Source organism: Acidovorax sp. BLS4 (assembly GCF_032929295.1).
Classification (GTDB): domain Bacteria; phylum Pseudomonadota; class Gammaproteobacteria; order Burkholderiales; family Burkholderiaceae_C; genus Paracidovorax.
Genome location: NZ_CP136797.1, coordinates 5169081 through 5190710 on the forward strand (window position 1 = coordinate 5169081; position 21630 = coordinate 5190710).

Annotated in this window: 11 protein-coding genes; 3 read left to right on the forward strand and 8 right to left on the reverse strand. The window is 69.2% G+C overall.

Annotated elements, in window-relative coordinates; translation table 11 throughout:
* The first annotated feature begins 73 nt into the window (after positions 1–73).
* Both R1Z03_RS23760 and R1Z03_RS23765 read left to right on the forward strand, forming a co-directional pair.
* Positions 74–2416 carry an FdhF/YdeP family oxidoreductase gene (locus R1Z03_RS23760; protein WP_317355917.1) on the forward strand — a complete coding sequence of 781 codons (2343 nt, stop codon included), beginning with the start codon at positions 74–76 and terminating at the stop codon, positions 2414–2416.
* Positions 2417–2454: 38 nt separating this feature from the next.
* Complete coding sequence (locus tag R1Z03_RS23765) at positions 2455–3570, forward strand: catalase family protein (RefSeq protein ID WP_317355918.1); 1116 nt, start codon at positions 2455–2457, stop codon at positions 3568–3570.
* A gap of 66 nt (positions 3571–3636) precedes the next feature.
* On the opposite strand, the gene R1Z03_RS23770 is transcribed toward R1Z03_RS23765, so the two are convergent.
* Together R1Z03_RS23770 and R1Z03_RS23775 are read right to left on the reverse strand one after the other, a co-directional pair.
* Complete coding sequence (locus tag R1Z03_RS23770; RefSeq protein WP_317360473.1) at positions 3637–4890, reverse strand: NAD(P)/FAD-dependent oxidoreductase; 1254 nt, start codon at positions 4888–4890, stop codon at positions 3637–3639.
* Between the two features lie 8 nt (positions 4891–4898).
* On the reverse strand, positions 4899–6023 hold the full coding sequence (locus tag R1Z03_RS23775; RefSeq protein WP_317355919.1) for a sterol desaturase family protein: 1125 nt from the start codon (positions 6021–6023) through the stop codon (positions 4899–4901).
* A 119-nt stretch (positions 6024–6142) separates the two neighbouring features.
* Here R1Z03_RS23775 and R1Z03_RS23780 point away from each other — a divergent pair, with 119 nt between their 5' ends.
* Positions 6143–6643: an acyl-CoA thioesterase gene (locus R1Z03_RS23780; RefSeq protein WP_284402939.1), complete on the forward strand. Its 501-nt coding sequence runs from the start codon at positions 6143–6145 to the stop codon at positions 6641–6643.
* Between the two features lie 286 nt (positions 6644–6929).
* On the opposite strand, the gene R1Z03_RS23785 is transcribed toward R1Z03_RS23780, so the two are convergent.
* The 6 genes from R1Z03_RS23785 to R1Z03_RS23810 form a co-directional block, all read right to left on the reverse strand.
* Positions 6930–15497 (reverse strand): RHS repeat-associated core domain-containing protein, encoded by an 8568-nt coding sequence (locus tag R1Z03_RS23785; protein ID WP_317355920.1) that lies wholly within the window; start codon positions 15495–15497, stop codon positions 6930–6932.
* 90 nt (positions 15498–15587) lie between these two features.
* Positions 15588–15911 carry a hypothetical protein gene (locus R1Z03_RS23790; RefSeq protein WP_284431546.1) on the reverse strand — a complete coding sequence of 108 codons (324 nt, stop codon included), beginning with the start codon at positions 15909–15911 and terminating at the stop codon, positions 15588–15590.
* A 172-nt stretch (positions 15912–16083) separates the two neighbouring features.
* The gene (locus R1Z03_RS23795; protein WP_272551932.1) at positions 16084–16320 is read right to left on the reverse strand and encodes a hypothetical protein; all 237 of its coding nucleotides are present in this window, start codon (positions 16318–16320) and stop codon (positions 16084–16086) included.
* 354 nt (positions 16321–16674) lie between these two features.
* Positions 16675–17511, reverse strand: coding sequence for a uroporphyrinogen-III C-methyltransferase (cobA, locus tag R1Z03_RS23800; protein ID WP_317355921.1), 837 nt, complete (start codon positions 17509–17511; stop codon positions 16675–16677).
* Positions 17508–18431: a DNA-binding protein YbiB gene (gene ybiB, locus R1Z03_RS23805; protein WP_317355922.1), complete on the reverse strand. Its 924-nt coding sequence runs from the start codon at positions 18429–18431 to the stop codon at positions 17508–17510. The genes cobA and ybiB overlap by 4 nt, the downstream gene beginning before the upstream one ends.
* A 64-nt stretch (positions 18432–18495) precedes the next feature.
* Positions 18496–21471: a molybdopterin-dependent oxidoreductase gene (locus tag R1Z03_RS23810; protein ID WP_317355923.1), complete on the reverse strand. Its 2976-nt coding sequence runs from the start codon at positions 21469–21471 to the stop codon at positions 18496–18498.
* Positions 21472–21630 lie beyond the last annotated feature (159 nt).

Consider the following 21630-nt stretch of genomic DNA (forward strand, 5'->3'; position numbering starts at 1 on the left):
CTGCGCGTCCGCTCTGGCTTCCTGGAGCGGGCCGCTGCCCCGCACCGCCGCAGGCCCGCGTTGAAAGCGGTCCATGTCCGATAAGCCGTCGCCCCCCGCCCAAGACCTGGCCACGCCAGCCAGCAGCGCCTCCCCCGATGCAGGGCAGGATCCTCCGCCGTCCGGCGGCTGGGGCTCCGTCAGAGCGGTCGCCGGCACCTTGCTGCGCGATCGCCCGGGCGTCACGGTGATCAAGGCGCTGGCCCTGCAGAACAAGCACGACGGTTTCACCTGCTCCAGCTGCGCCTGGGCCAAGCCGTTGCATCCGCATCCCGCCGAGTTCTGCGAGAACGGCGCGAAGGCGACGTCGTGGGAGCTGACGGACCGGCGCCTGGACGCCGCCTTCTTCGAGGCCCACCCCTTGGCGGAACTCGCCGGCTGGACCGACCACGCGCTGGAGGCGGGTGGGCGGCTGACGGTTCCTCTGCGCTACGACGCCGGCCGGGACCGGTATGTCGAGGTCTCCTGGCAGGAGGCCTTCGACGGCATCGGCCGGGAGCTGAAAGCGCTGCAGCCCGATGCGGTGGTGTTCTACGCGTCGGGCCGGGCGTCGCTGGAGACGTCGTACCTGTGGCAACTCTTCGCCCGGCTGTATGGGACCAACAACCTGCCCGACAGCTCGAACATGTGCCACGAGAGCACATCGGTCGGCCTCAAGCAGTCCATCGGGTCGCCGGTGGGCACGGTGGACCTGGACGACTTCGACCGGTGCGACGCCATCTTCTTCTTCGGCCAGAACGTCGGCGTGTCCAGCCCGCGCATGCTGCATCCCCTGCAGGATGCGCGGCGCCGGGGCGTGCCCATCGTGACCTTCAATCCGCTGCGCGAGAGCGGCCTGGTGGCGTTCAACAACCCCCAGTCGCCGGTGGACATGCTCACGCCGGGCAGCACCGCCATCAGCACGCAGTACCTGCAGGTCCGGCCCGGGGGCGACATCGCCGCGCTGACCGGCCTGTGCAAGTTCGTGATCGAGGCGGACGACGCCGCGCTGGCATCGGGCGGCCCCCGCGCCATCGATGCCCGGTTCGTCGCCGAGCACACGCAGGGCTACGACGAACTCGCGCAGGCGATGCGCGCCGCCCCGTGGGCCGACATCGAAAGCGACTCCGGCCTGTCCCGCTCGGCGCTGGAGGAGGCCGCACGCACCTACCTTGCGGCCGAACGCGTCATCGGCATCTACGGCATGGGGCTCACGCAGCACCGCGAGGGCGTGCTGAACGTGCAGATGCTCGCCAACCTGCTGCTGCTGCGCGGCAACGTGGGCAAGCCCGGTGCCGGGCTGTGCCCGGTGCGCGGGCATTCCAACGTGCAGGGGCAGCGCACGGTGGGCATCACCGAGAAGCCGGAACTCGCCCCGCTGGACCAGCTGGCCTCGCAGTTCCAGTTCGAGCCCCCGCGCAAGAAGGGCCTGGATACCGTCGCCGCCTGCCGGGGCATCCTGGACGGGTCGGTGCGGGCGTTCCTCGGCCTCGGCGGCAATTTCGTGCGCGCGGTGCCCGAGACGGCGCTGATCGAGGCCGCGTGGCGCCGGATGCGGCTGACCGTTCAGATCGCGACCAAGCTCAACCGCAGCCACGTGATGCATGGCGAGGTGGCGTACCTGCTCCCGTGCCTGGGCCGGGTGGAAATCGACCGGCAGGCCAGCGGCGAGCAAACGGTGTCGACCGAGGATTCGACAGGTTTCATGCACCCCTCCCGTGGCGTGGCCGAGCCGGCGGCCGCGACGCTGCGCTCCGAGCTGTCGATCGTGGCGGGCATCGCGCAGGCCACCCTCGCGCCGAACGCCTGCGTTCCATGGGCCGGGTGGAACGACGACTACGCCCGCGTGCGGGACGCCATCGCGCTGACCTTCCCCAGGATCTTCCACGACTTCAACCGCCGGTTGGCCGTCCCGGGCGGCTTCGCGCGGCCCATCGCGGCCCGCCATCGGGTGTGGGAGACCGACAGCGGCAGGGCCGCTTTCGTCGCGCCCGGCGGCCTGCAGGCCGATCCGGACCAGGTGCCCACGCCCGTGGACGGCGAGGTGCTGCGCCTTTTCACGATCCGCAGCGACGACCAGTTCAACACCACCATCTACAGCCTGAACGACCGCTTTCGCCGGATCGAGGGCACGCGCCAGGTGCTGTTGATGAATGCCCACGACATCGAACGGCTCGGCTTGCAGGCCGGCGCCCGCGTGACGGCGCGCACGCAGTGGCGGCAGGACGACGTGCGCCGCGAGGTGTCCGGACTGACCGTCGTGGCCTACGACCTGCCGCGCGGTGCCGTGGCGGGCTACTACCCCGAACTCAATCCGTTGATGCCCCTGGACCACCACGCCAGGGAAAGCCACGTTCCCGCCGCCAAGTCCATTCCCGTCCGCCTGTTCCCAGGCTGATGCGCCCGCCCCAACCCTCTCACTGCCAAGGACCCGCCATGCGCCAAGACCCCGCCAGCCAGTCGCCCGTTCGCTACCACCCTGCCGTCGAGCAGGCCGATCCCGACGAGCCGCAGGTGTTCGCCGACCTGGACCAGACGCTCGCCAAGATCCGCGAGACGACGTTCGAGCACAGCGGCCACGCGCGCCGCAGCGTCCATGCCAAGGCGCACGGCGTGCTGCGGGCGCAATTGACGGTGCTGCCGGACTTGCCCGAGCCGCTCGCCCAGGGGCTGTTCGCCCGGCCCGGCACGTACGACGCCATCCTGCGGTTCTCCACCAATCCGGGCGACGTGCTGGACGACAAGGTGTCCTTGCCCCGGGGCCTGGGCTTGAAGGTCCTCGGCGTCGAGGGCGCGCGGCTCCCGGGGTCGGAGTCCGACACCACCCAGAACTTCGTCTTTGCGGACAGCCCGGTCTTCGCCGCGCCCACGGCCCGGAAATTCCTGAGCAACCTCAAGCCCCTGGCGGCCACGACCGATGTGGCGGAGGGGGCGAAGAAAGCGCTGTCGGCCACCCTGCAGGTGGCCGAGAGGGTCGTCGAGGCCTTCGGCGGCAAGAGCGGCAAGCTGATCTCGCTGGGCGGGCATGCCCCGACGCACGTGCTTGGCGCCACCTTCTTCTCGGGCGCGGCCTTGCGGCACGGCCAATACATCGCCAAGCTGTCGCTGGCGCCGGCATCGGACGCCTTGAAGGCGCTGGTGGACCAGAAGGTCGATCTCGACGGCCGGCCCGATGGCCTGCGCGAGGAGGTGGTCCGCTTCATGGCGGTGAACCCCGCGCAGTGGGACCTGCGGGTGCAGCTGTGCACCGACCTGGAGTCGATGCCGGTCGAAGACGCGTCCGTGGAGTGGCCGCAGGAACAGAGCCCCTACATCACCGTGGCCCGGCTGGTGGCGCAGCCGCAGACCGCGTGGAGCGAGGCCGTGGCCGCCGTGTCGGAAGACGGCCTCTTCTTCAGCCCCTGGCGCGGTCTGGCGGACCACCAGCCCCTGGGCAACGTGATGCGCGCCCGCAAGCTGGCGTACGAACGCTCGGCGCAGTTCCGCGCGGACCGCAACCAGACGCCCGTGCGCGAACCGAGCGAGATTACGCCGTCCATCGGGCGCGCATGACCGCAGGCCCTGGCCTCGTGCCGGGGCCCGGGCTGCCGCCGGTGCCCGTGCCCGTGCCGGCGGGGCTCAGCCGCCCGGCAGCGCCTGCGCACAGGCATGCGCGCTGGCCCAGGCCCACTGGAAGTTGTAGCCCCCCAGCCAGCCGGTCACATCGACCACCTCGCCGATGAAGTACAGCCCCGGCTGGGCCTTGGCTTCCATGGTCTGCTGCGACAGCGCCCGCGTGTCCACGCCGCCCAGCGTCACCTCGGCCTTCTTGTAGCCCTCGGTGCCCGTAGGCACCAGCTCCCAGCGCGACAGCCGCTCGGCCAGCCGCGCCAGCGCCTTGTCCGAGGCCTCGTTGATGGGCCGCTGCCAGTCCGCGTCCTGCTGCACCCAGGTGTCGGCCAGGCGGCTGGGCACCAGGCCGGCCAGTTCGTTGGCGATGCGCTTTCTCGACCGCGCCTTGGCCTGCGTGAGCAGGGCGGGCAGGTCGGTGCCCGGCGCGAGGTGGATGGACAGGGGCAGGCCCTCCTGCCAGTAGCTGGAGATCTGCAGCACCGCCGGGCCCGACAGCCCCCGGTGGGTGAACAGCAGGTCTTCGTGGAAGGCCATGCGCGCCTTCCTGGCGCCCGTGGAAATCTCCACCGGCAACGCCAGCCCGGCCAGCTGGGCGTAGGGCGCCCAGGCATCGCCGTCGAACGTCAGCGGCACCAGCCCCGGGCGGCGCTCCACCAGCGGGATGGCGAACTGCTGCGCGATCCGGTAGCCGAAGTCGGTGGCGCCGATCTTGGGGATCGACAGCCCCCCGGTCGCCACGACCACGCTGCGGGCCAGCACGGGACCGCGATCGGTATCAATTTGATAGCAGAACGCCCTAGTGGAATCTGTGCTGGAGGCCGAAAAGACCAAATTTTTCACCCGGCACGGCTGCCAGCGCTGCACGCCGCCCGCGGCGCATTCGGCCAGCAGCATCTGGATGATGTCCTCGGCCGAGCGGTCGGCGAAGAGCTGGCCCTTGTGCTTTTCGTGGTGGGCGATGCCGTGCCGGTCCATCAGCGCGATGAAGTCGGCCGGCGTGTAGCGCGACAGCGCCGAGCGGCAGAACTGCGGGTTTTGCCCCACGAAGTGCTTGTGCGGCGCGGCCGGGTCCAGGTCGCGGTTGGTGAAGTTGCAGCGACCGCCGCCCGAGATGCGGATCTTCTCGGCCACCTTCTCGGCGTGGTCGATCAGCAGCACCGAGAGGCCGCGCTGCCCCGCCTGCGCGGCGCAGAACAGGCCCGCCGCGCCGGCGCCGATGACGACGGCGTCGAACTGCCGCGCGATGTCCGCCGTATCCATGGAAGCCACTAGCCCTTCCACGTGAACGGGAACTTGAGCTGCTTCATGAACCCGTTGGGCACGTAGTCGCCCAGCACGCCGTAGTGCTCGGGCCAGAGCCTGGTGCTCTTGACCGCCGTGCCGAAGGCGTAGTCGATGAAGGCGAAGTGCGCCGCGTAGTTCTTGTCCAGCGCCTCCTGGTCCTGGCTGTGGTGCCAGTGGTGGAAGTTGGGCGTGACGATCAGGTAGCGCAGCGGCCCCAGTCGCACGCTCACGTTGGCGTGGTTGAACACGGCCTGGAAGCCCACGATCACGATGTACGCGTCGATCACCTCCTTGGAAAAGCCCAGCACGTAGATCGGTGCCAGCACCAGCGTGCGCGTGATCAGCAGTTCCAGGATGTGCTGGCGCGAGCCGGCCATCCAGTCCATGCTTTTCACGCTGTGGTGCACCGCGTGCAGGCGCCACAGCACCGGCACCTCGTGGTAGGCCCGGTGCGTCCAGTACTGCACCAGGTCGGCCACCAGGATGATGAGGAACAGCGCCACCCAGAAGTTCAGCCCCTGCACCCAGCCGCGGACGCCGTCGCTCGCGGCCCAGCCGAAGAACTTGTGCACCAGCAGGTTGGTGGCCAGCAGCACGAAGCCCACCACCATGTGGTTCACGATGAAGTGGTGGAAATCGGTCTGCCACTCGGCGCGGAACACCGGCTGATCGCGCCGCAGGGCGAACAGCTTTTCGATGAAGATGAAGATCAGCGCGCTGCCCAGCAGGTCGAGGATGAACCAGTCCAGGCCGATGTAGGGCGTGTTGTCCGCGAAGTCGTTCACCGGCACCTTGTGCCCGCCCAGCAGCGCGGTGGACACCACCAGCAGGAAGGCCGCCGCCGACAGCCAGCGCGAGCGGTTGAACAGCATGTTGACGAGGGAGATGCCGCCCGCCGCCACCAGCGCGGCCAGCATGATCATGCGGATCACGTCCACGTTGTAGCTCTTGCGCAGCTCCGGCGTGGTGAGGTACTGCGGGAAGTGGAAGGCCAGCACCCCCAGCATGCACAGGATGGCCAGCGACAGGGCGATGACGCCCGAGACCAGGCCGCGGCCGGTGCGCAGTTCGCCATGGCTGGCGGTGAGTTCGTTGAGTTTGTCGAGCATTTTTTCTCCGGGCGGGAACGCCGGGCGCGAGTGTAGCGAAGCCGCATCACCGGCCCGATCCGCGCCACGCAAGGCCCGTGCCGCGGGCCCTTGCGCTTCTAAAATCGCGCGCCATGACGATCAACCTTCCGGCCAACCAGCTCAGCATGACCGTGCTGATGTCCCCCGACATGGCCAACTTCTCGGGCAACGTGCACGGCGGCGCGGTGCTGCGGCTGCTGGACCAGGTGGCCTACGCCTGCGCCACGCGCTACTCGGGCTGCTACGCCGTCACGCTCAGCGTGGACCAGGTCACCTTCCTGCAGCCGATCCACGTGGGCGAGCTCGTCACCTTCCTGGCCTGCGTGAACTACACCGGCAACTCGTCGATGGAAGTGGGCATCAAGGTGGTGGCCGAAAACATCCGCACCCAGGTGGTGCGCCACGTGAACAGCTGCTTTTTCACCATGGTGGCCGTGGACGAGGACCGCAAGCCCGTCGCCGTGCCGCCCCTGTCGCCCTCCACCGCCGACGAGCGCCGCCGCTGGGAGGCCGCGCTGCTGCGCAAGGCCCTGCGCAAGGAGCAGGCCGAGCGCTTCGAGCAGGTGCGGCTGGCGGCGGCGGGGCCGGCCGGCCTGTAAGAGGTAAGAGACGCCAGAGTCGCGGTGGCCGTGCGCCGGTGCGCGCACGGCTTCGCATGGTGGCATGCCCCGGTTGGGCCTGCCGCCCACCATGCTCCCCCCACCGCCCGCCCGAGGGCGGGGCGCCTAAGGGAGCGAGCCATGGAAACGACCGACCGGGCCGCTTCCCGCCAGAGCCTCGGACACCCGTTGCCATGCGCCGCTGCGAGGCCGGCGCGAGTGGCGGGGCTGGACCGCCTGCCCGCGGGTGTTTCCATCCGCCTCGGCCCATCCACCGCATCGCGCGTCAACGCGGATCGAAACGGATCCAGGGGGTCGCCACATCGGGGTTCGGGTTGACCACCCACCAGTGGGCGTACACGCTGACCCCCATCTCGTTGGCGAGCGATTGCGCCAGGCTGAACCGCCCCGGCATGCCGGCGAAGCAGGTAACGAGCTTGATGGGCTGGTTCGTTCCGGTGGCACCATAGCCTTCCTGCCTGAGGAAGGCTGCCAGCGTCTGGGCGGACACAGGGCGGTTGATGGGTGTGCCGTTGGGTGCGGTCCACTCCACCATCGCGCTGCCGGCAATGCCGTGGGTCGCCACCACGTCCACGCTGGTGCCGTTGATGGTGGTGAGGTTCTGCTCGAACGTGGCGCGCTGCACAGGATCCAGGTGGGTCCAGGTATTTTCCATGGACTGGGTGACAGGGTCGTTGGGCATCAGGATCCGTACTTTTCCCCTCAGCATCCCGTCCCCGGCGTTTCTCGGAAAATTGGGATTGGCCGCCGGGTCCGGGAAGGACGGGATCTGCGTGTGCTCCGTGAGCGGTGTCGGGTTGACCCCCAGCGATTTGCCGCCGGTGAAAAAGGTCAGGTGCGCACCTGCCGCCATGAGTCCCGCCCCGCCGCCCGCGATGCCGCCAATGGCGATGTTCAGCAACGTGGCGCGGCTGAAGAAGGGCTGCCCGGACATGTAGGCGGAAACACCGGAGCCCGCCGCGGCCCCCGCCACGCCACCGGAAATGCCGGACACCACCGAGATCGATATCGTGGTGGCCGCCTTGCCGGCGCCAACGGCCAGCGCGGCGCGCGCGGTCAGCGAGCCCAGCGCGCCGCCTGCTAGCGCGCCGGCCGCCCCGGATGCCGCGCCCGCCAGCGCATCGATGCCGAACTGCTTCCAGGAGATGGGGTCTCCCGTGGCCATGCTCACCAGATCGCCCGCCATCGACCCCACCACGCCTGCCACGACGCCGACGAGAATCGCAGCGCCCACGCCGGTCCCCAGCAGCAGCACGCCCGCCACGCCGATCGCCAGGGTCGCCACGGCCCCCGCGATGATCCCCCACACGTTCATGCCCTGGGGGTCCGTGAAGCACAAGGGATTGTTGCCCACGTACACGTAGGGCGAGGGGCTTTCCAGCAGCGGGTCCACGCTGAGATAGCGACCCAGCAGGGGGCTGTAGAAGCGGGCATTGCAGTCGTACAGGCCCGAGTCTTCGTCGTAGTTGTGGCCGGTGAACAGCCGCGGCCATGGCACCTGGCAGGGCACCACCGCCGTCGGCGCGCCGTAGATGTCGTAGCGCCACGCCCCGACCACCACGTTGTCGGCATCCAGCACGACACGCACGCTTCCCAGATGGTCCAGCAGTCCGAAATAGAACTTTCCATCGATCCACGCCACCTGCACGTCGATGGCGGAGATGAAGCGGGCGATGGAGGTCGACGTGCCCGAATCCTGCACGAGCACCTCGCCGCCGGGCGAGGGCATCTGCCAGCGTTGCTGCCGCTCTCCGGTGCCGGCCGTGCGCGTGAGCTGTGCGCGGTGGCCGTCGGCGTCACGCAGGATGTCCAGGGACGTTCCGTCGCCGCCCCGGTAGGACACCGGGCGGCCGGTGCAGGCGTCATAGCCGGTTTCCCATGCGGGCGCGCCGCCGGGACCGCGGGCCTGGGAAATGGCCCCTGCACGGTCGTATTCCATGGTGAGCGTGCCGTCTGCCGCTGCATAGCTGGAGAGCCGGTTGGTCCCATCCTGATAGGCATAGGTCGCGCTGCTGCCCGCCCGGTCGTGGCGGGTGAAGTTGCCGTTCAGATCCATCTGCCAGCTCTGGGTGTTCATGCCGGTGCCGCAGCCGGTCAGCCTGCCCAGCGCGTCCATGTGCGTGCACAGGGGAGGCTCGGGCAGGTCGGCGATGCTGGAGTCGATTCCCTGCCGGGCGATTTCCCCGTTGTAGTAGCCCTGGCCGTCGCACGCACCGCTGGTGTAGTTCAGCGTTTCGTTCCACAGCGGGCCCGCGTCGAGGGTTCGCGGCCAGCCCGGCGCTTCGTAGGTGAAGGTGCGCTCCAGCAGGGCGCCCGAAGGGGTGGGCAGCAGCGTCGTCGTTTCGGGCTTGCCCTGCGGGGAGTAGGTGTGCGCGACGAGGACCGTGTCCAGGCCGTTCACTCGGGCCGACACCGAGGTCACGCGTGCGAGCGGGTCGTAGGCCAGCAGGCTGGTCAACCGGGTGGACGAATCGGTGCTCGACAGCAGGTTGCCGCCCCGCGACCAGGTGTTGGTGACGGTGCAGGAGCCCTGCGGCGAGCCGGGAATCGTCCGGGCGCGCCGCTCGATCCTCCCGGCCCGGTCGTAGGCGAATGTCTCCACCAGTTGCGCGCCGCCTTGTGCGCCTTGCTGCATCTCCACCTTCCAGAGCCGGCCTACGAGGCTGTCGGCCTGCGTCGCCTCGCTGCCGTCGCCGTCGAAGTAGCGGCGAATGCCCCATGTTGTCGGCGAGGGGGGCCAGGAGGCGTCGTCGGCCTTTTGCTGCAGCAGTTCCCTGTCCCACGCCTGCTGCACCGTGCCTTCCTCCACGATCCGGCTCAGCGAGTCGTACTTGCGGTAGATGATGTGGCCGTCGGGCAAGCCGCTGCCGTTGGAGAGAAAGCGTGCCAGGCCTGAAGTGCTGTACACCATCTCGCAGTGGCCGCTGTCGGGGTCGGTGGTGCCGATGCGGTGGCCCGCGAAGTCGTAGGTGGCGGTCGCACTGCCCGCCGGAATCCCGTTCTGTGACGCTCCAGCGGCCGCATAGGAATTGGGCGGCACGGAGGCGATGGTGCGGCCGGATGCGTCCTGTACCTGGCTCATGCGCCAGTTCAGCGATGTGTCCTGGGCGGAGGTCTGCACCACCCGGCCAACGAGGTTTTCCGCGGTGTCCTTCCAGGCCTGCGTCACCGCGCCGTTGGGGTCGGTGTCGATGACCAGGTGGTATTCCCCGAGCGGCAGCGGGTAGGCGAATTCGCCGGGTGTCTGATTGGTGGAATAGGCCCGGGTGGCGTAGTGCGTGCTGCCCGGCCGGATCGCATAGTCGAAGCCGGGCTGCCCCATCGCCACGGGCCGCGCGAGCGGGGCCGCCTCGAAGGCCGTGCGTGAAAACGGATAGCCACCGGCCTGCGGGTGGTATTGGCTGGACAGCAGGCCTTCCAGGGGCGCTCCGCTCCAGAGGCTGCCGCCTTCTCCGGCGTTGGTGGCCATGCCCGCCTGGTATTCGAAGAGCGCTGCATTTCCCTGCACGGTGATGCGGCTGTCGAGCGCCTTGACCGCGATGTTGCCGCGATCGTCATACAGCCCCATCTCCAGGATGGCGCTGTCACCGGACTCCAGGGAGAGGGTCTGCAAGCTGCGGGACAGGCCGTCGGCATAGCTCACACCCAGCGCGATGTCCTGCGCCACCACGAAGCCGCTGAAGGTGCCGGGTGCGCTCATGCCCACCTGGATGCCGAAGGGGGCCGTGACGTCCTGGCCGGCGTATTCGAAGACCTTGAGGCCGTCCGCGAAAAACAGCAGCCTGCCGGGCGTGGCCACCAGCAGCCACTCGCGCGCACGGCCATCGGCGGCGGCCTGTGCGGACACCGCGCCGGCCGCGTTCCGAAGCTGCCATTCGGGTTCGTCACCCCCGGTGCGCGCCACGAACCATTCGCCCGTGCCCAAGAGGACCTCGCCCAGGCTGGCCGGGTCCACCAGGATCCGCGCGGCCAGGCTCTCGGCCGTGAATCCCGTGCGCGCCAGGCGCGCGCCGAGCGGCTGTTGCGACTGCCCCTGGTAGATGAGCCGTCCCTGGCCGCAGGTCCATTCGGATTCGGAGCCGGAGACCGCCGTGTAGCTTTGCAGGGCATCGTCGGCGAAGGGGTCGTAGAAGCCGTCGCCGTTGCCCTGGATGTTGATGGCCGCATTGGGACGGTCCGTGGGGAAGGGATGGGTGCTGTCCACCACGTGGTCCTGCCGGCAGAAGTAGGCCATGCAGATCAGGCTCGGGTTGTTCCACGGGCCGATGGTCGCGGCGGGTTCCGACACCGGGTTGTAGACCGTGCGGGAGATGTTGCCGTTGGGGGTCAGCGCTCCGACCGTCCGAAGGCTCGCGCTGTCGTACACCACGGCCTGGAACTGGCAGTCCAGGGGGGCGAAGGCGATGTCGTCCAGGCGGATCCAGGGGACGGATGGTCCATCGATCTGCACCGCGATCGCCAGGGTCACGGTCGCCGGGCCCGCAAGCCCCAGTCCCGACATGTCGATGGTCCACTGCACGGGCTGCCATTGCCCGGCGGTCGGCTCCAAGGGGCGCTCCAGGCTTTGGCCTTGGGACGAGGTAAGGCGCAGGGTGGCCGAGAAATCCGTGCCGGCGGCGCCCTGGGGCGTTTTCATCCAGAGCGAGAACACCTGCGGCGCCTGGCCCTGCGCGATGGACACGCTGCGCGTCAGCGTGCCCGACGCACTGACCTGCAGGCAGGATTGGCCGGTGGCGGCATCGCCGGCCTGGACGACGCTGCCCTCGGGAAGGCTCCAGGTGGGGGCCTGGTAGTCCTCGAAACTGTCGTAGGCATTGCCCGAGGCGGAGTTGACGAACCCGGCGATGCGGAACCTCGCCCGGTCGTCGAACAGGGAGGCCATGGGGCGGCCCGCGAGGTCATGGGACAGCAGCACCTGCCCCAGTCCGTCCCGCTCGGAGATGCGTTCCTGCAGGAGCCAGCCGTGGCCCGGGTCCGTGCCGTCCCAGGCGGTGAAGGGCACCGCATCGGCCTCGTTCGCCACCCAGGTGTCCGCTTCCGCCCAGTAGGGCGTTCCATCGGCATGCTGCCAGGTCCGGAAGGTCTGCACCTTGCCCGCCTGAAACTGCCAGGCGCCGTCGTCGTCCTGGTTGTGCATCAGGGCCTGCGCCACGGGAGCCAGGATGTTCGCGCTCCAAAGCGCCGGATAGACCTCGAACCCGAAAACGGACGAGCGCATGGTGGCCCGCCATTGCCCGGTGCTGCCGTAGTACCCGGTCTGTACGGTATCGGGACTGCCGCCGGCCAGGGAATAGGTGAACGCCATCGTGCGTGAGACGCCCTGCAGCACCTCCGTGGACGAGGTCACCTGCGGAACGCCACCATACAGGTTGCGCAGCGTGCCGCCGGCGGGCGCCGTTGCGACCTGGTCGACGTAGGTCCATTCGCTGATCTGCGACGACAAAGCGCTGCCGTCAGCGCCGAACACCTGCTTGGAGATGAGCATGCCCGCCACGAGCGAGTAGGCGTCTTCCACCGCGAATCGGGTGTCCGCCAGCGCCCCGGCCCGCACCTGCCGCTCGGCAGCGGCCTGGAAGCTGCGCGCTGGCAAGCCGTTGTAGAAGTGGCTGGTCGTCCCGCCGTACTGCTGGAGCGCGGGATCGGTGGTGGCCGCGTATTCGGTGACCGTGGCGAACTGCACCACACTGCCGGAACTGTCGGTGGCCGCAGAGACATCGGTGTAGGCGTAGGCTTTTTTCAAGACACCGTAGCCGCTGTCCTGCGTGAGCGCGGTGACAACGAAGGCCCTCAGCGGCGCTTTCACGGAATGGTTGGCATAGCGGTGCAGCGTCATCTCGACGGACGCATCGATGTCGCTGCCGGTCGGGAAGGTCACGAAGCCCGATGGAATGGCCGGCAGTTTCCCGGAAACGGCGGTCTCGTAGCGCAGGGTGTGGTTCAGCATGCGGAACATCTGCTGCCCGGCGAATGTCTCGCGCACCGGCTCGCCTTGCGCATCTTTCAGGAGCCCGCCATTGCGGAAGAACAGCACCTGCGTGTCCTGGGGAGCGCCGTCGGCGTCCAGCGTCATGTAAGCCAGGAAGTCCGGCGCCTGGTCGATGACCGTCGTGCTGTCGAAGGAGGCCGCGGTGATTTCACCGAGCCGGTGCGACTGCACCGGAGCCCAGCCGGGCCAGACGGACTGCGAATACAGCGTTCCCCCCTGCGAGGCATAGGTGCCCGCGAGGGTGGGAAAGCCGAGCGTCTCGCGCGATGGCGGCGGGGGATCTTCGTCCTGCAGCACCTGCGTGGTCCAGCCCGCGGCCGGATCGCTGGGGTCGAAACTGTCCAGGGCGGAGTACAGCGCCGAAGTCGTGTTCTCCGTTTTCAGCACCGCTTGCCCGTTCCAGGCATACCAGTAGAACTGGGTGCTGGGGTCGGCGCCGGGTGCGTACTGGATCCCGGCGAAGTGGTAGGACCAGTCGACGCCATCGAACCGCAGCACGTTCGGTCCGGAGCCCACGAGGCTGCCGCCGACGAGGGAAGGCCCCAGGGTCTGCAGGAAGGCCGTGGAGAGGTTGGTGAAGCCGGGGCCGTCGAAGACGTCCGGCAGCGCCTGGAAGGCGAGATCGCCGTAATCCGCGTCCCAGCGCAGCACGGCCAGGCGATAGTCGAACGCCTGGATGGCGCTGCCTTTCGCGGTGAACTCCGTGATCCACGCGGCCGCCGCCATGCCGCCTTCGGTGGTCATCTGAAAATACGACGTGGTCCCGAAGGCTGGAATCACCACCTGCGTCGTCGCCAGCGACGCACCCTCGTGCCAGGCCAGCAAGGGGTCCCGAAAGCGAAGGTTGAAGAGTCCCTGCTCAGTGTCCGGGTCGTAGCAGAAGGTCAGATAGTGCTGGCCCGCGGCGCAGGCGAACAGACGGGCGTTGTTCCCGCTCTGCGGTGCCGTTTCCGTGGCGATGTCCCAGGACCGGGATTGCCAGTTCAGCGCATAGCGGGTGAACTGGCGGTTGTCCTTGTCCACCACCACATAGAAGTCGCTGCCGCCCACGACCTGCAGCTGGCCGCTGGCATGGGGATAGGGCTCGGGTTGGCCGCCCTCGGAGGCGAAGGCCCAGTCGGCCACCGCGATGGGGCGGCGGGAGGCCAGATAGACCGCGGTGGCGCTGTCGTCCAGGCGGGGCAGCATCAGCACGAAACTGTGCTCGCTGGTGGTCGCGCCGATGCGGTCGACATCCAGGGCGCCGTCGAAACGCTGCCAGGTCTGCCAGGCGGGCATCCATCGGCCCACCCAGGTCAGAACATTCGCCAGCAAGGCGTTCTGCGCGCTGTCATACCAGGCCATCACCACGTAGTCCGAGCCGTACCAGACCCGGGGCGTGGCAGCCGTGTCGCTGCCGAAGGGGTTCGCAATCGTCAGGTTGCGGGCGCCGGGGTCCAGTTCGGCATCGGCCCCGACGTCGATTTCCGAATATTCGTAGCGGGTGATGCCACCGGTCGGCAAGGTGATGGCGGTCAGGGCGCCTGGGAGCGGCCCCTGCCCCTGCAGGTCGTACTCGAAGGAGATGCCGGGCCTGCTGGCGCCCCCGGGAAGGACATCGGTGACCGCCTTGAGGTACCGCTTGAAGCACGCCCCCGTGCCCAGCGGATTGCTGGCATCCGGGGGCGTGAGGTTCACGAGGTCATGCCATTCGAAGTTCAGGCGGACCTGGGGGGCGCCTGCGTCGTTGAACACATCCACGCTGTCCAGGTAGACCGATTCGAAACGGTCCTGCCAGGCGTTGGGCACCTGGCCGGGGCGCTGCCGTGGGTCCGAGTGAAGGGCGAGGTATTCCTTGGGGGCATCCAGCGACGTGTTGTCGTACGTCATCGGGCTCCAGTTGAATCGGCAGGACCAGCCCAGGTCGTTTTCCATCCGGGCCATCTGGCATTCGCGGGTGTAGGTGAGCGTGCCGGCGCCGACGGTCTGCTCCGACGTGCGGTACGCGAAGGCGATCCAGTTCCCCGCCGTGTTGCGCAGCTCCGCCAGGTTCCAGGCCTGTGCATGGCGCGCCTGCCCTTGCGCCTGCGTGCTCGGCCCGGTCCAGTTGTCCCAGTGGATGCCCCACTGCACGAGATGGCGGTCTTCGATGCCGTCGAGCTGGCGGTCGCTCTCGCCGTAGATCGCGACCGAGCCGTCGGGGCGCACCACTTCCCAGCTGTTCCATTGGGGATAGAACGTGACCTGCCAGAACTGGTAGGGCACGGTCTCATAGGACTGGCCCGCCGTCTCGATGCCCAGCGTGCCGTCCGCTTGCGGCACCAGGGCGTGGGAGCGGCGCTGCTGCGGATCGTCCAGGCGCCATTCGCCCGGCCGCTCCGTGGGCCGGATCAATGCCGCGCTGGAGGGGCGCCAGCCATGCGTTTCCAGTGCCGTGACCAGCCCCGGCGGCACCCGCCCCGGCAGCGCGCCGGCGAGCACTTGCGCGCTGACCGTGCCACGGCTCCACTGCGTCGGAATGGGCACGAGGCGCAGGGCCTGCCCCTGGTTCATCAGGTAGTACTCGGCATCCTGCAGCGGAGCGCTGCCGGTGTTCGCCACGATCTGATCCATCGGCATGTTCCACCCCACGCCGAGCCCGCCGCTGGGGTGCGTGAGGTTCCACTGCGCCACCTGGTCGGCCACGCTGCTCTGGTACATGAGCGTCAGATCGCAGGCCAGTCCGCCCCGCGCCGGGAGCGTGAGCAACTTGAGCGGAAAGGCCAGGTTGCCCCGGAACAGGTTGACGCCCGTGCCCAGGCTGCCTGCGTCGAACTGGAGAATTCCGAGGGCTGGGGCGCTGGATGACTGACCGGCGGTGGATGGCATGGCGACTCCTTGGAAAAAGAAAAGGCTCCAATGGGAACGGCCCTCCTTCACGCAGCAAAGGAGGGCCGTCCGGTCGGTGAATCAGTGGATTTACTGCGCCCAGGCAATCACCGAGGCGGTCAGGCTGCAACTGGCCGGGTTGAGCTTGTTGTTGCTGTTGTCCAGCAACTGCAGGGTGCCCGTGATCGTCACCGTGGGGGAGTTGGCCTGGGTCTGGACCTGGACGCTGGCGCCCACGGTGCGCAGATGGTGGTCCGTGTTGCCGAAGGACGCGGTGTAGGCGGCAACGGAGGCTCCGGCCGAAATCACGTTCGTCGGGAAGCTGTAGGTCGTCTGTGCCGTGACGACGCCCGCGTCGGACACCGAGGCGTTGGCGACCGGAATCGAAATGTTCTGAACGTACATGGATGGCATGGATTACTCCTTGTTCAAGGTGGGGTGAAATGGGTCCTGCCGCGCCCTCGCGTGCGGATCCCGCTGAACCATGGAGCCACGGCATGGCCCACCGGGCCCGCAGCCAGTGCCGTGAATGCATGGAATACAAAAAATGAAGGCGGGCCGGCACCGGGGGCCCGCAGCGCCGTGCTCAGGGGACGGTGATGCCGTGCTTGTCGTTTTCGCCGGTCACACCGGACGACGTCACGCTGTTGGTGGTCCAGAAGATGTAGAGGTATTTCCGCTCGCCTGGGGCCGGATCGCCCCAGTTGTTGTTGGCGGTGAAGACGCGGGTGCCTTTGGCATACGCGTCCGCCACCTGCGCGGTCACATCGATGGTCTGGTTGTAGACGCCGTAGCCGGCGTTTTCGATCACGGTAATCGCCATGGTTCTCTCCCTTTGAATATTGTTTTTGGCGGTGCCGCATCGTGTGATGGCGGTGCCTGCCAGGGAGCCAATGTACCGATGCGCTGCCCGTTTTTCACGGGTCTGTAGGCCTTGAATGTGAAATTTCAGAACACTTCAGCTGCTGAAGCATGGCGCGGTATTCGGGCTCCGGCCGGCCGCGCGGTGAGTGCCTGCGACCGGGCCGAGAGAAAGCGCGCGCGCGGGTTCATCGGCCACTTTCCGCGGGGTTTCGGGGGCCCTCTAGCGTCGCCCGGCGCAGGGCGTCGGGCGGTCCTCGGTTCAGCGTTCGCTGCAGGCCGGCGCTGGCCTGCAGGACGCGGGGCTGCCGGCGTGTCAGCCGCCCACGGCGTTGCGCAGCGAGACGGGAGTGGTGGTGGCGGGGCGCGCCGCGCGAGGGGCGCCGGCTGCCGCCACGCCGCTCACCACGTCGCCCACGACGATGACCGAGGGGCTGGCGAGCTGCTCGCGCTCGATGGTGGCGTGCAGCTCGCCCAGGATGGTGAGCGCGTGGCGCTGCTGGGGCAGGCTCACGTGCTGGATGACGACCACGGGGGTGCTGGCGGGCAGGCCGGTGAGCAGCTCCTGCTGGATGTGCGCGGCGCTGCTCACGCCCATGTAGATGACCAGGGTGAGGCGTGCATCGCGCGCCGTGGCGGCCAGCTGGCGCCAGTCGGTGCCGGCGTCGCCGGGCTTGGCGTGGCCGGTGACGAACACCACGCCGTGCGCGTGCTCGCGGTGGGTGAGGGGCGTGCCCAGCAGCGTCATGCCGGCCAGGCCCGCGGTGATGCCGTTGACCACCTGCACGTCGATGCCGGCCGCGCGCAGGTGCTCGACCTCTTCGCCGCCGCGCCCGAAGATGAATGGGTCGCCGCCCTTCAGGCGCACGACGTTCTCACCTTCGTTCACGGCCATGACCATGAGCTTTTCGATGAAGGCCTGGGGCGTGCTCTTGCAGCCGCCGCGCTTGCCCACATGGACGATGCGCGCGCCGGGCGGGGCCATGGCCACGATCTCGTCGCTGACCAGGTCGTCCACCAGCAGCACGGTGGCGGCCTGGATGGCCTTGAGGGCCTTGATGGTGAGCAGTTCCGGATCGCCCGGGCCGGCGCCGACCAGCGTGCAGCGGCCGGGGGGAACGCCTTCGAAGGCGGGGGGGGATGGGCGATTCATGGGTTTGTCTCCAAAGGGATTTGCCCGGCCAGACGCAAGATGTGTTCCACCTGACGGGACAGCGGCGCGGGCACCGGCAGCGCGCCGTCGAGCACCTGGCGCGTGTAGCGGGCGGTGGTGTCCACGTCGATGTCCTGGGGCAGGCCGGGCACCTCGCTGGCCGTGCCGGGCTGCTGCTCTTCCCACAGATGGTGCGCGCCGGCGACGAAGGCGTCGTAACGGGGCGTTCGTCGCGGGTCGGCGGCCACTTCGCCTTCCAACCCGCGCGAGAGCAGGGCGTTCATGCCCAGCGTGGCGAAGGTGGCGTGCAGCATGTCCTGGTACTCGGGGTGGGTGTAGGCGGTGACGACCAGCGACGGCCCGGCGCAGGGGCTCATCAGCTTGACCACGCTGTGGCCCGGGTTGCGCAGGCCGACCACTTCGCGCGCGGCCAGCAGGCGGGCCAGGCCCGGGTGCAGGGCTTCGGTGTGAATGTGGGCCACGGTGCCGTTTGCTATCTTTTCAGGAGCATTCAGGGCAGATATTCCTAGGGCGTCGAGCACATCCGATGCCAGAATGCGCCGCGCCTCGGTGCGCATGCCGTGCAGCAGCACGGGCAGGCCCTCGCGCGCCAGCAGCAGCGCCAGCAGCGGGGTGAGCACGGGTAGCTTGCGCGCGCCGTTGTAGCTGGGCAGCACGACCACGGGCCGGTCGCTGGCGGGCAGGCGGGCCAGGCGGGCGTGGGTGGCGTCGAGAAAGCCGCACATCTCCTCGGCGGTCTCGCCCTTGATGCGCATGGCGATGCAGAAGGCGCCGATCTCCAGGTCGGTGACCTGGCCGTCCAGCACCTGGCCGAACAGGTCATTGGCCTGCTCGCGGCCGATGGCGCGGGCGCCGCGCGCGCCGCGGCCGAGGTCCTTGAGATAGTGGCTGATGGCCATGGCGTGGGGTTTTTCTGGCGGATCGAAGGGGACCGGATTCTCCCCCACTTCTGCCAACTTTTGGTTATATGGAGAGGGCTGCGGCGGGGGCCTGCGGGGAGGCCGGGGCCAGCGGCCCCGTGGCGCGCACCATGCGCTTGAGCTCGGGCACGCACGAGCCGCACTGGGTGCCGCAGCGCAGCGCGCCCTGCAGCTGCGCGAGCCGGTCGGCATCGGTGCCGTGGCACTGCGCCAGGTGGGCGGTGATGGCGGCGTCGGTCACGTTCAGGCAGGAGCACACGGGCTTGCCGCGCGACTGCACGGCCTGCGCGCCGGAGGGCGCCTGGCCGCCGGGCACGAGCAGCAGGCGGCCGTAGCCTTGCGCGGGCAGCTCTTCCTGCAGCAGGGTCTTGAGCCAGGCCTCCGCCCGGGTGTCGCCGGCCAGCAGCATGCCGGCCAGCAGGGTGTCGCCGCCCTGGCGCTCCAGGCGCAGCGCGCGGCGCTGGCCCTGGCGGCGGTCGGCGTAGCGCAGGGTGTCGGGAGTGTCCAGGCCCAGCAGGGCCTCGATGCGTTCGATCAGCGCATCGGGCGCGGGCTCGTGGCCGGCGGCGCGCAGCAGCACGCCGTGGCGTTCGCGCTGCGGGCCGGCCAGGGGCGCGTTGTTGCTGAAGGGCACGCAGCTGGCGAAGGGCAGGGCGGGCATCAGCGCGGCCAGCGCCTCGCGCGCGGCCAGGGCGCTGTCGGCCGGCAGCCAGGCCATGGCGAGCAGCCGCCAGGGCAGCTCGGCCTTCAGGATCTTGACGGCGGTGTGCTTGAGTTCGGGCTGCTTGGAGGTGGGGCAGAAGGCCGGCGTGGTGAGCGCGTTCACGCCCGCCAGCGGCGTGCCGGTGGACGACTGCCCGCTCAGGTATTCGCTGCCCCAGTGCATGGCGATGAAGGCCTGCGACAGGCCCACGTCGGTGCTGCCCTGCACCGGCACCACGATGGCGCCGCGCGCGCTGGTGACGTGCACCAGGTCGCCCTCGGCCAGCTGGCGGCGCGCCATGTCCTGCGGGTGCATCTGCACGCTGGGCTCGGCCACGTGGCCGAACAGGCGGCCCAGCGTGCCGGTGCGGCTCATGCCGTGCCACTGGTCGCGCAGGCGGCCGGTGGTCAGGCTGAACGGGTAGCGCGCCTGGCGCGGCTCGGCCACCGGCTGCCAGGCGTTGGCGGCGAAGCGGGCGCGGCCGTCGGCGGTGGGGAACACGCCGTCTTCGTACAGGCGCGCTTTGCCCAGCGGGCGGGGCGGGGCCGAAGGGTCGGCATCGGCATCGGCATCGGCATCGGCATCGGCATCGGCATCGGTTTTTTCGGCGCAGCCGGCCGGGCAGGGCCACTGCTGCGGGCCCTGCGCATCGAGCAGCGCCCACGACAGGCCGGTGATGTCCAGGTCGCGCCCGCGCGTGCTCTCGCGGTGCTCGTTCCACACGGCCTCGGCGCCGCGCTCGGCTTCGCCGTCGCCAGTGGCGTACGGAAAGAGCGTGGGCCGGCCCGGGCGCAGCCGCGCCTCCAGCCGGTGGGCGAACTGCACGGCGATGGCCCAGTCGTGGCGCGTGTCGCCGGGCGCAGGCACGGCGGGGCGCACGCGGGAGATGCGGCGCTCGCTGTTGGTCACCGTGCCGGTCTTCTCGCCCCAGGTGGTGGCGGGCAGCAGCAGGTCGGCGTACTGCGCGGTGGCGGTGGTGGCGAAGGCCTCCTGCACCACCACGAACTCGGCGCGCTCCAGCGCGCGGCGCACGGTGGCCTGGTCGGGCAGGCTCTGCGCCGGGTTGGTGCAGGCGATCCACAGCGCCCGGATCTCGCCGTCGGCCGCGGCCTGGAACATCTCCACGGCGGTCTTGCCGGGCGTGCCCGGCACCTCGGGCACGCCCCACAGCGCGGCCACTTCGGCACGGTGCTGCGGGTTGGCCAGGTCGCGGTGGGCCGACAGCAGGTTGGCCAGTCCCCCCACCTCGCGCCCGCCCATGGCGTTGGGCTGCCCGGTGAGCGAGAACGGCCCCGCGCCCGGTCGGCCGATCTGTCCCGTGGCCAGGTGCAGGTTGATGAGGGCGGCGTTCTTGGCCGTGCCGCTGGTGCTCTGGTTCAGGCCCTGGCAGTAAAGGCTGAGCGTGGGCTGGCGCGCGGCACTGGCGCCGGCACTTGCACCGGCACCCACACCGGCAAACCAGCGCGCGGCGGTGGCCAGATCCGCCTCGCTGATGCCGCACACCTCGGCCACGCGGGCGGGCGTGCAGTCGCGCACCAGGGCCTTGAGCGCGTCGAAGCCGGTGGTGTGCGCGGCGATGTAGGCGCTGTCCACCCAGCCTTCCCACAGCATGAGGTGCAGCATGCCGTGGAACAGCATGACGTCGCTGCCCGGCTGGATGGGCAGGAACAGGTCGGCCAGCCCGGCGGTCTCGGTGCGGCGCGGGTCGGCCACGATGATCTTCATGCCCGGGTTGGCGGCCTTGGCGTCCTCGATGCGGCGAAACAGGATGGGGTGCGCCCACGCGGTGTTGCTGCCCACGATGAAGAGGCACTGCGCGTGCTGCACGTCGTCGTAGCAGGTGGGCGGGGCGTCGGCGCCGAGCGTGGTTTTGTAGCCCGCCACGGCGCTGCTCATGCACAGGCGCGAGTTGGTGTCGATGTTGTTGGTGCCGACCAGGCCCTTGGCGAGCTTGTTGAAGACGTAGTAGTCCTCGGTGAGGAGCTGGCCGGAGACGTAGAAGCCAACGGCGTCGGGGCCGTGCCGGGCGATGGTGTCGGCGAATTTTTGTGCGGCGGTGTCGAGGGCTGCTTCCCAGGCGATGGGCTGGGGCTTGTCGCCGCGCTGGGGGCGGTGCTGGGGGGTGAGCAGTCTTGTCTGGAGGGTGACGGGGCTGGCGGCGGTGAGGTGAAGGGTGGAGCCCTTGGTGCACAGGCGGCCGAAGTTGGCGGGGTGGGTGGGGTCGCCTCTCACGCCGGTGATCTGGGGGCCGGTGGATTCGATGATCACGCCGCAGCCTACGCCGCAGTAGGGGCAGGTGGATTGGGTTTGGGTCATGGCGTGATTTTTGGTTAACTTTGACTTTGGTTGGGCTGACCGATGGGGTAGGTGCTAATTTTTGGTTGATTGCTGATAAGTTACGTTTCGGGGCCGGGAGTTGCGCCCGGCGGCGCACTCACTTTCTTTTGCTTCGCCAAAAGAAAGTAAGCAAAGAAA

Bases quoted from the DNA above. Each gene is read 5' to 3' on its own strand.
- R1Z03_RS23760 (WP_317355917.1), top strand. From the start codon at position 74: ATGTCCGATAAGCCGTCGCCCCCCGCCCAAGACCTGGCCACGCCAGCC.
- R1Z03_RS23765 (WP_317355918.1), top strand. From the start codon at position 2,455: ATGCGCCAAGACCCCGCCAGCCAGTCGCCCGTTCGCTACCACCCTGCC.
- R1Z03_RS23770 (WP_317360473.1), bottom strand. From the start codon at position 4,890: ATGGATACGGCGGACATCGCGCGGCAGTTCGACGCCGTCGTCATCGGC.
- R1Z03_RS23775 (WP_317355919.1), bottom strand. From the start codon at position 6,023: ATGCTCGACAAACTCAACGAACTCACCGCCAGCCATGGCGAACTGCGC.
- R1Z03_RS23785 (WP_317355920.1), bottom strand. From the start codon at position 15,497: ATGCCATCCACCGCCGGTCAGTCATCCAGCGCCCCAGCCCTCGGAATT.
- R1Z03_RS23790 (WP_284431546.1), bottom strand. From the start codon at position 15,911: ATGCCATCCATGTACGTTCAGAACATTTCGATTCCGGTCGCCAACGCC.
- R1Z03_RS23795 (WP_272551932.1), bottom strand. From the start codon at position 16,320: ATGGCGATTACCGTGATCGAAAACGCCGGCTACGGCGTCTACAACCAG.
- cobA (WP_317355921.1), bottom strand. From the start codon at position 17,511: ATGAATCGCCCATCCCCCCCCGCCTTCGAAGGCGTTCCCCCCGGCCGC.
- ybiB (WP_317355922.1), bottom strand. From the start codon at position 18,431: ATGGCCATCAGCCACTATCTCAAGGACCTCGGCCGCGGCGCGCGCGGC.
- R1Z03_RS23810 (WP_317355923.1), bottom strand. From the start codon at position 21,471: ATGACCCAAACCCAATCCACCTGCCCCTACTGCGGCGTAGGCTGCGGC.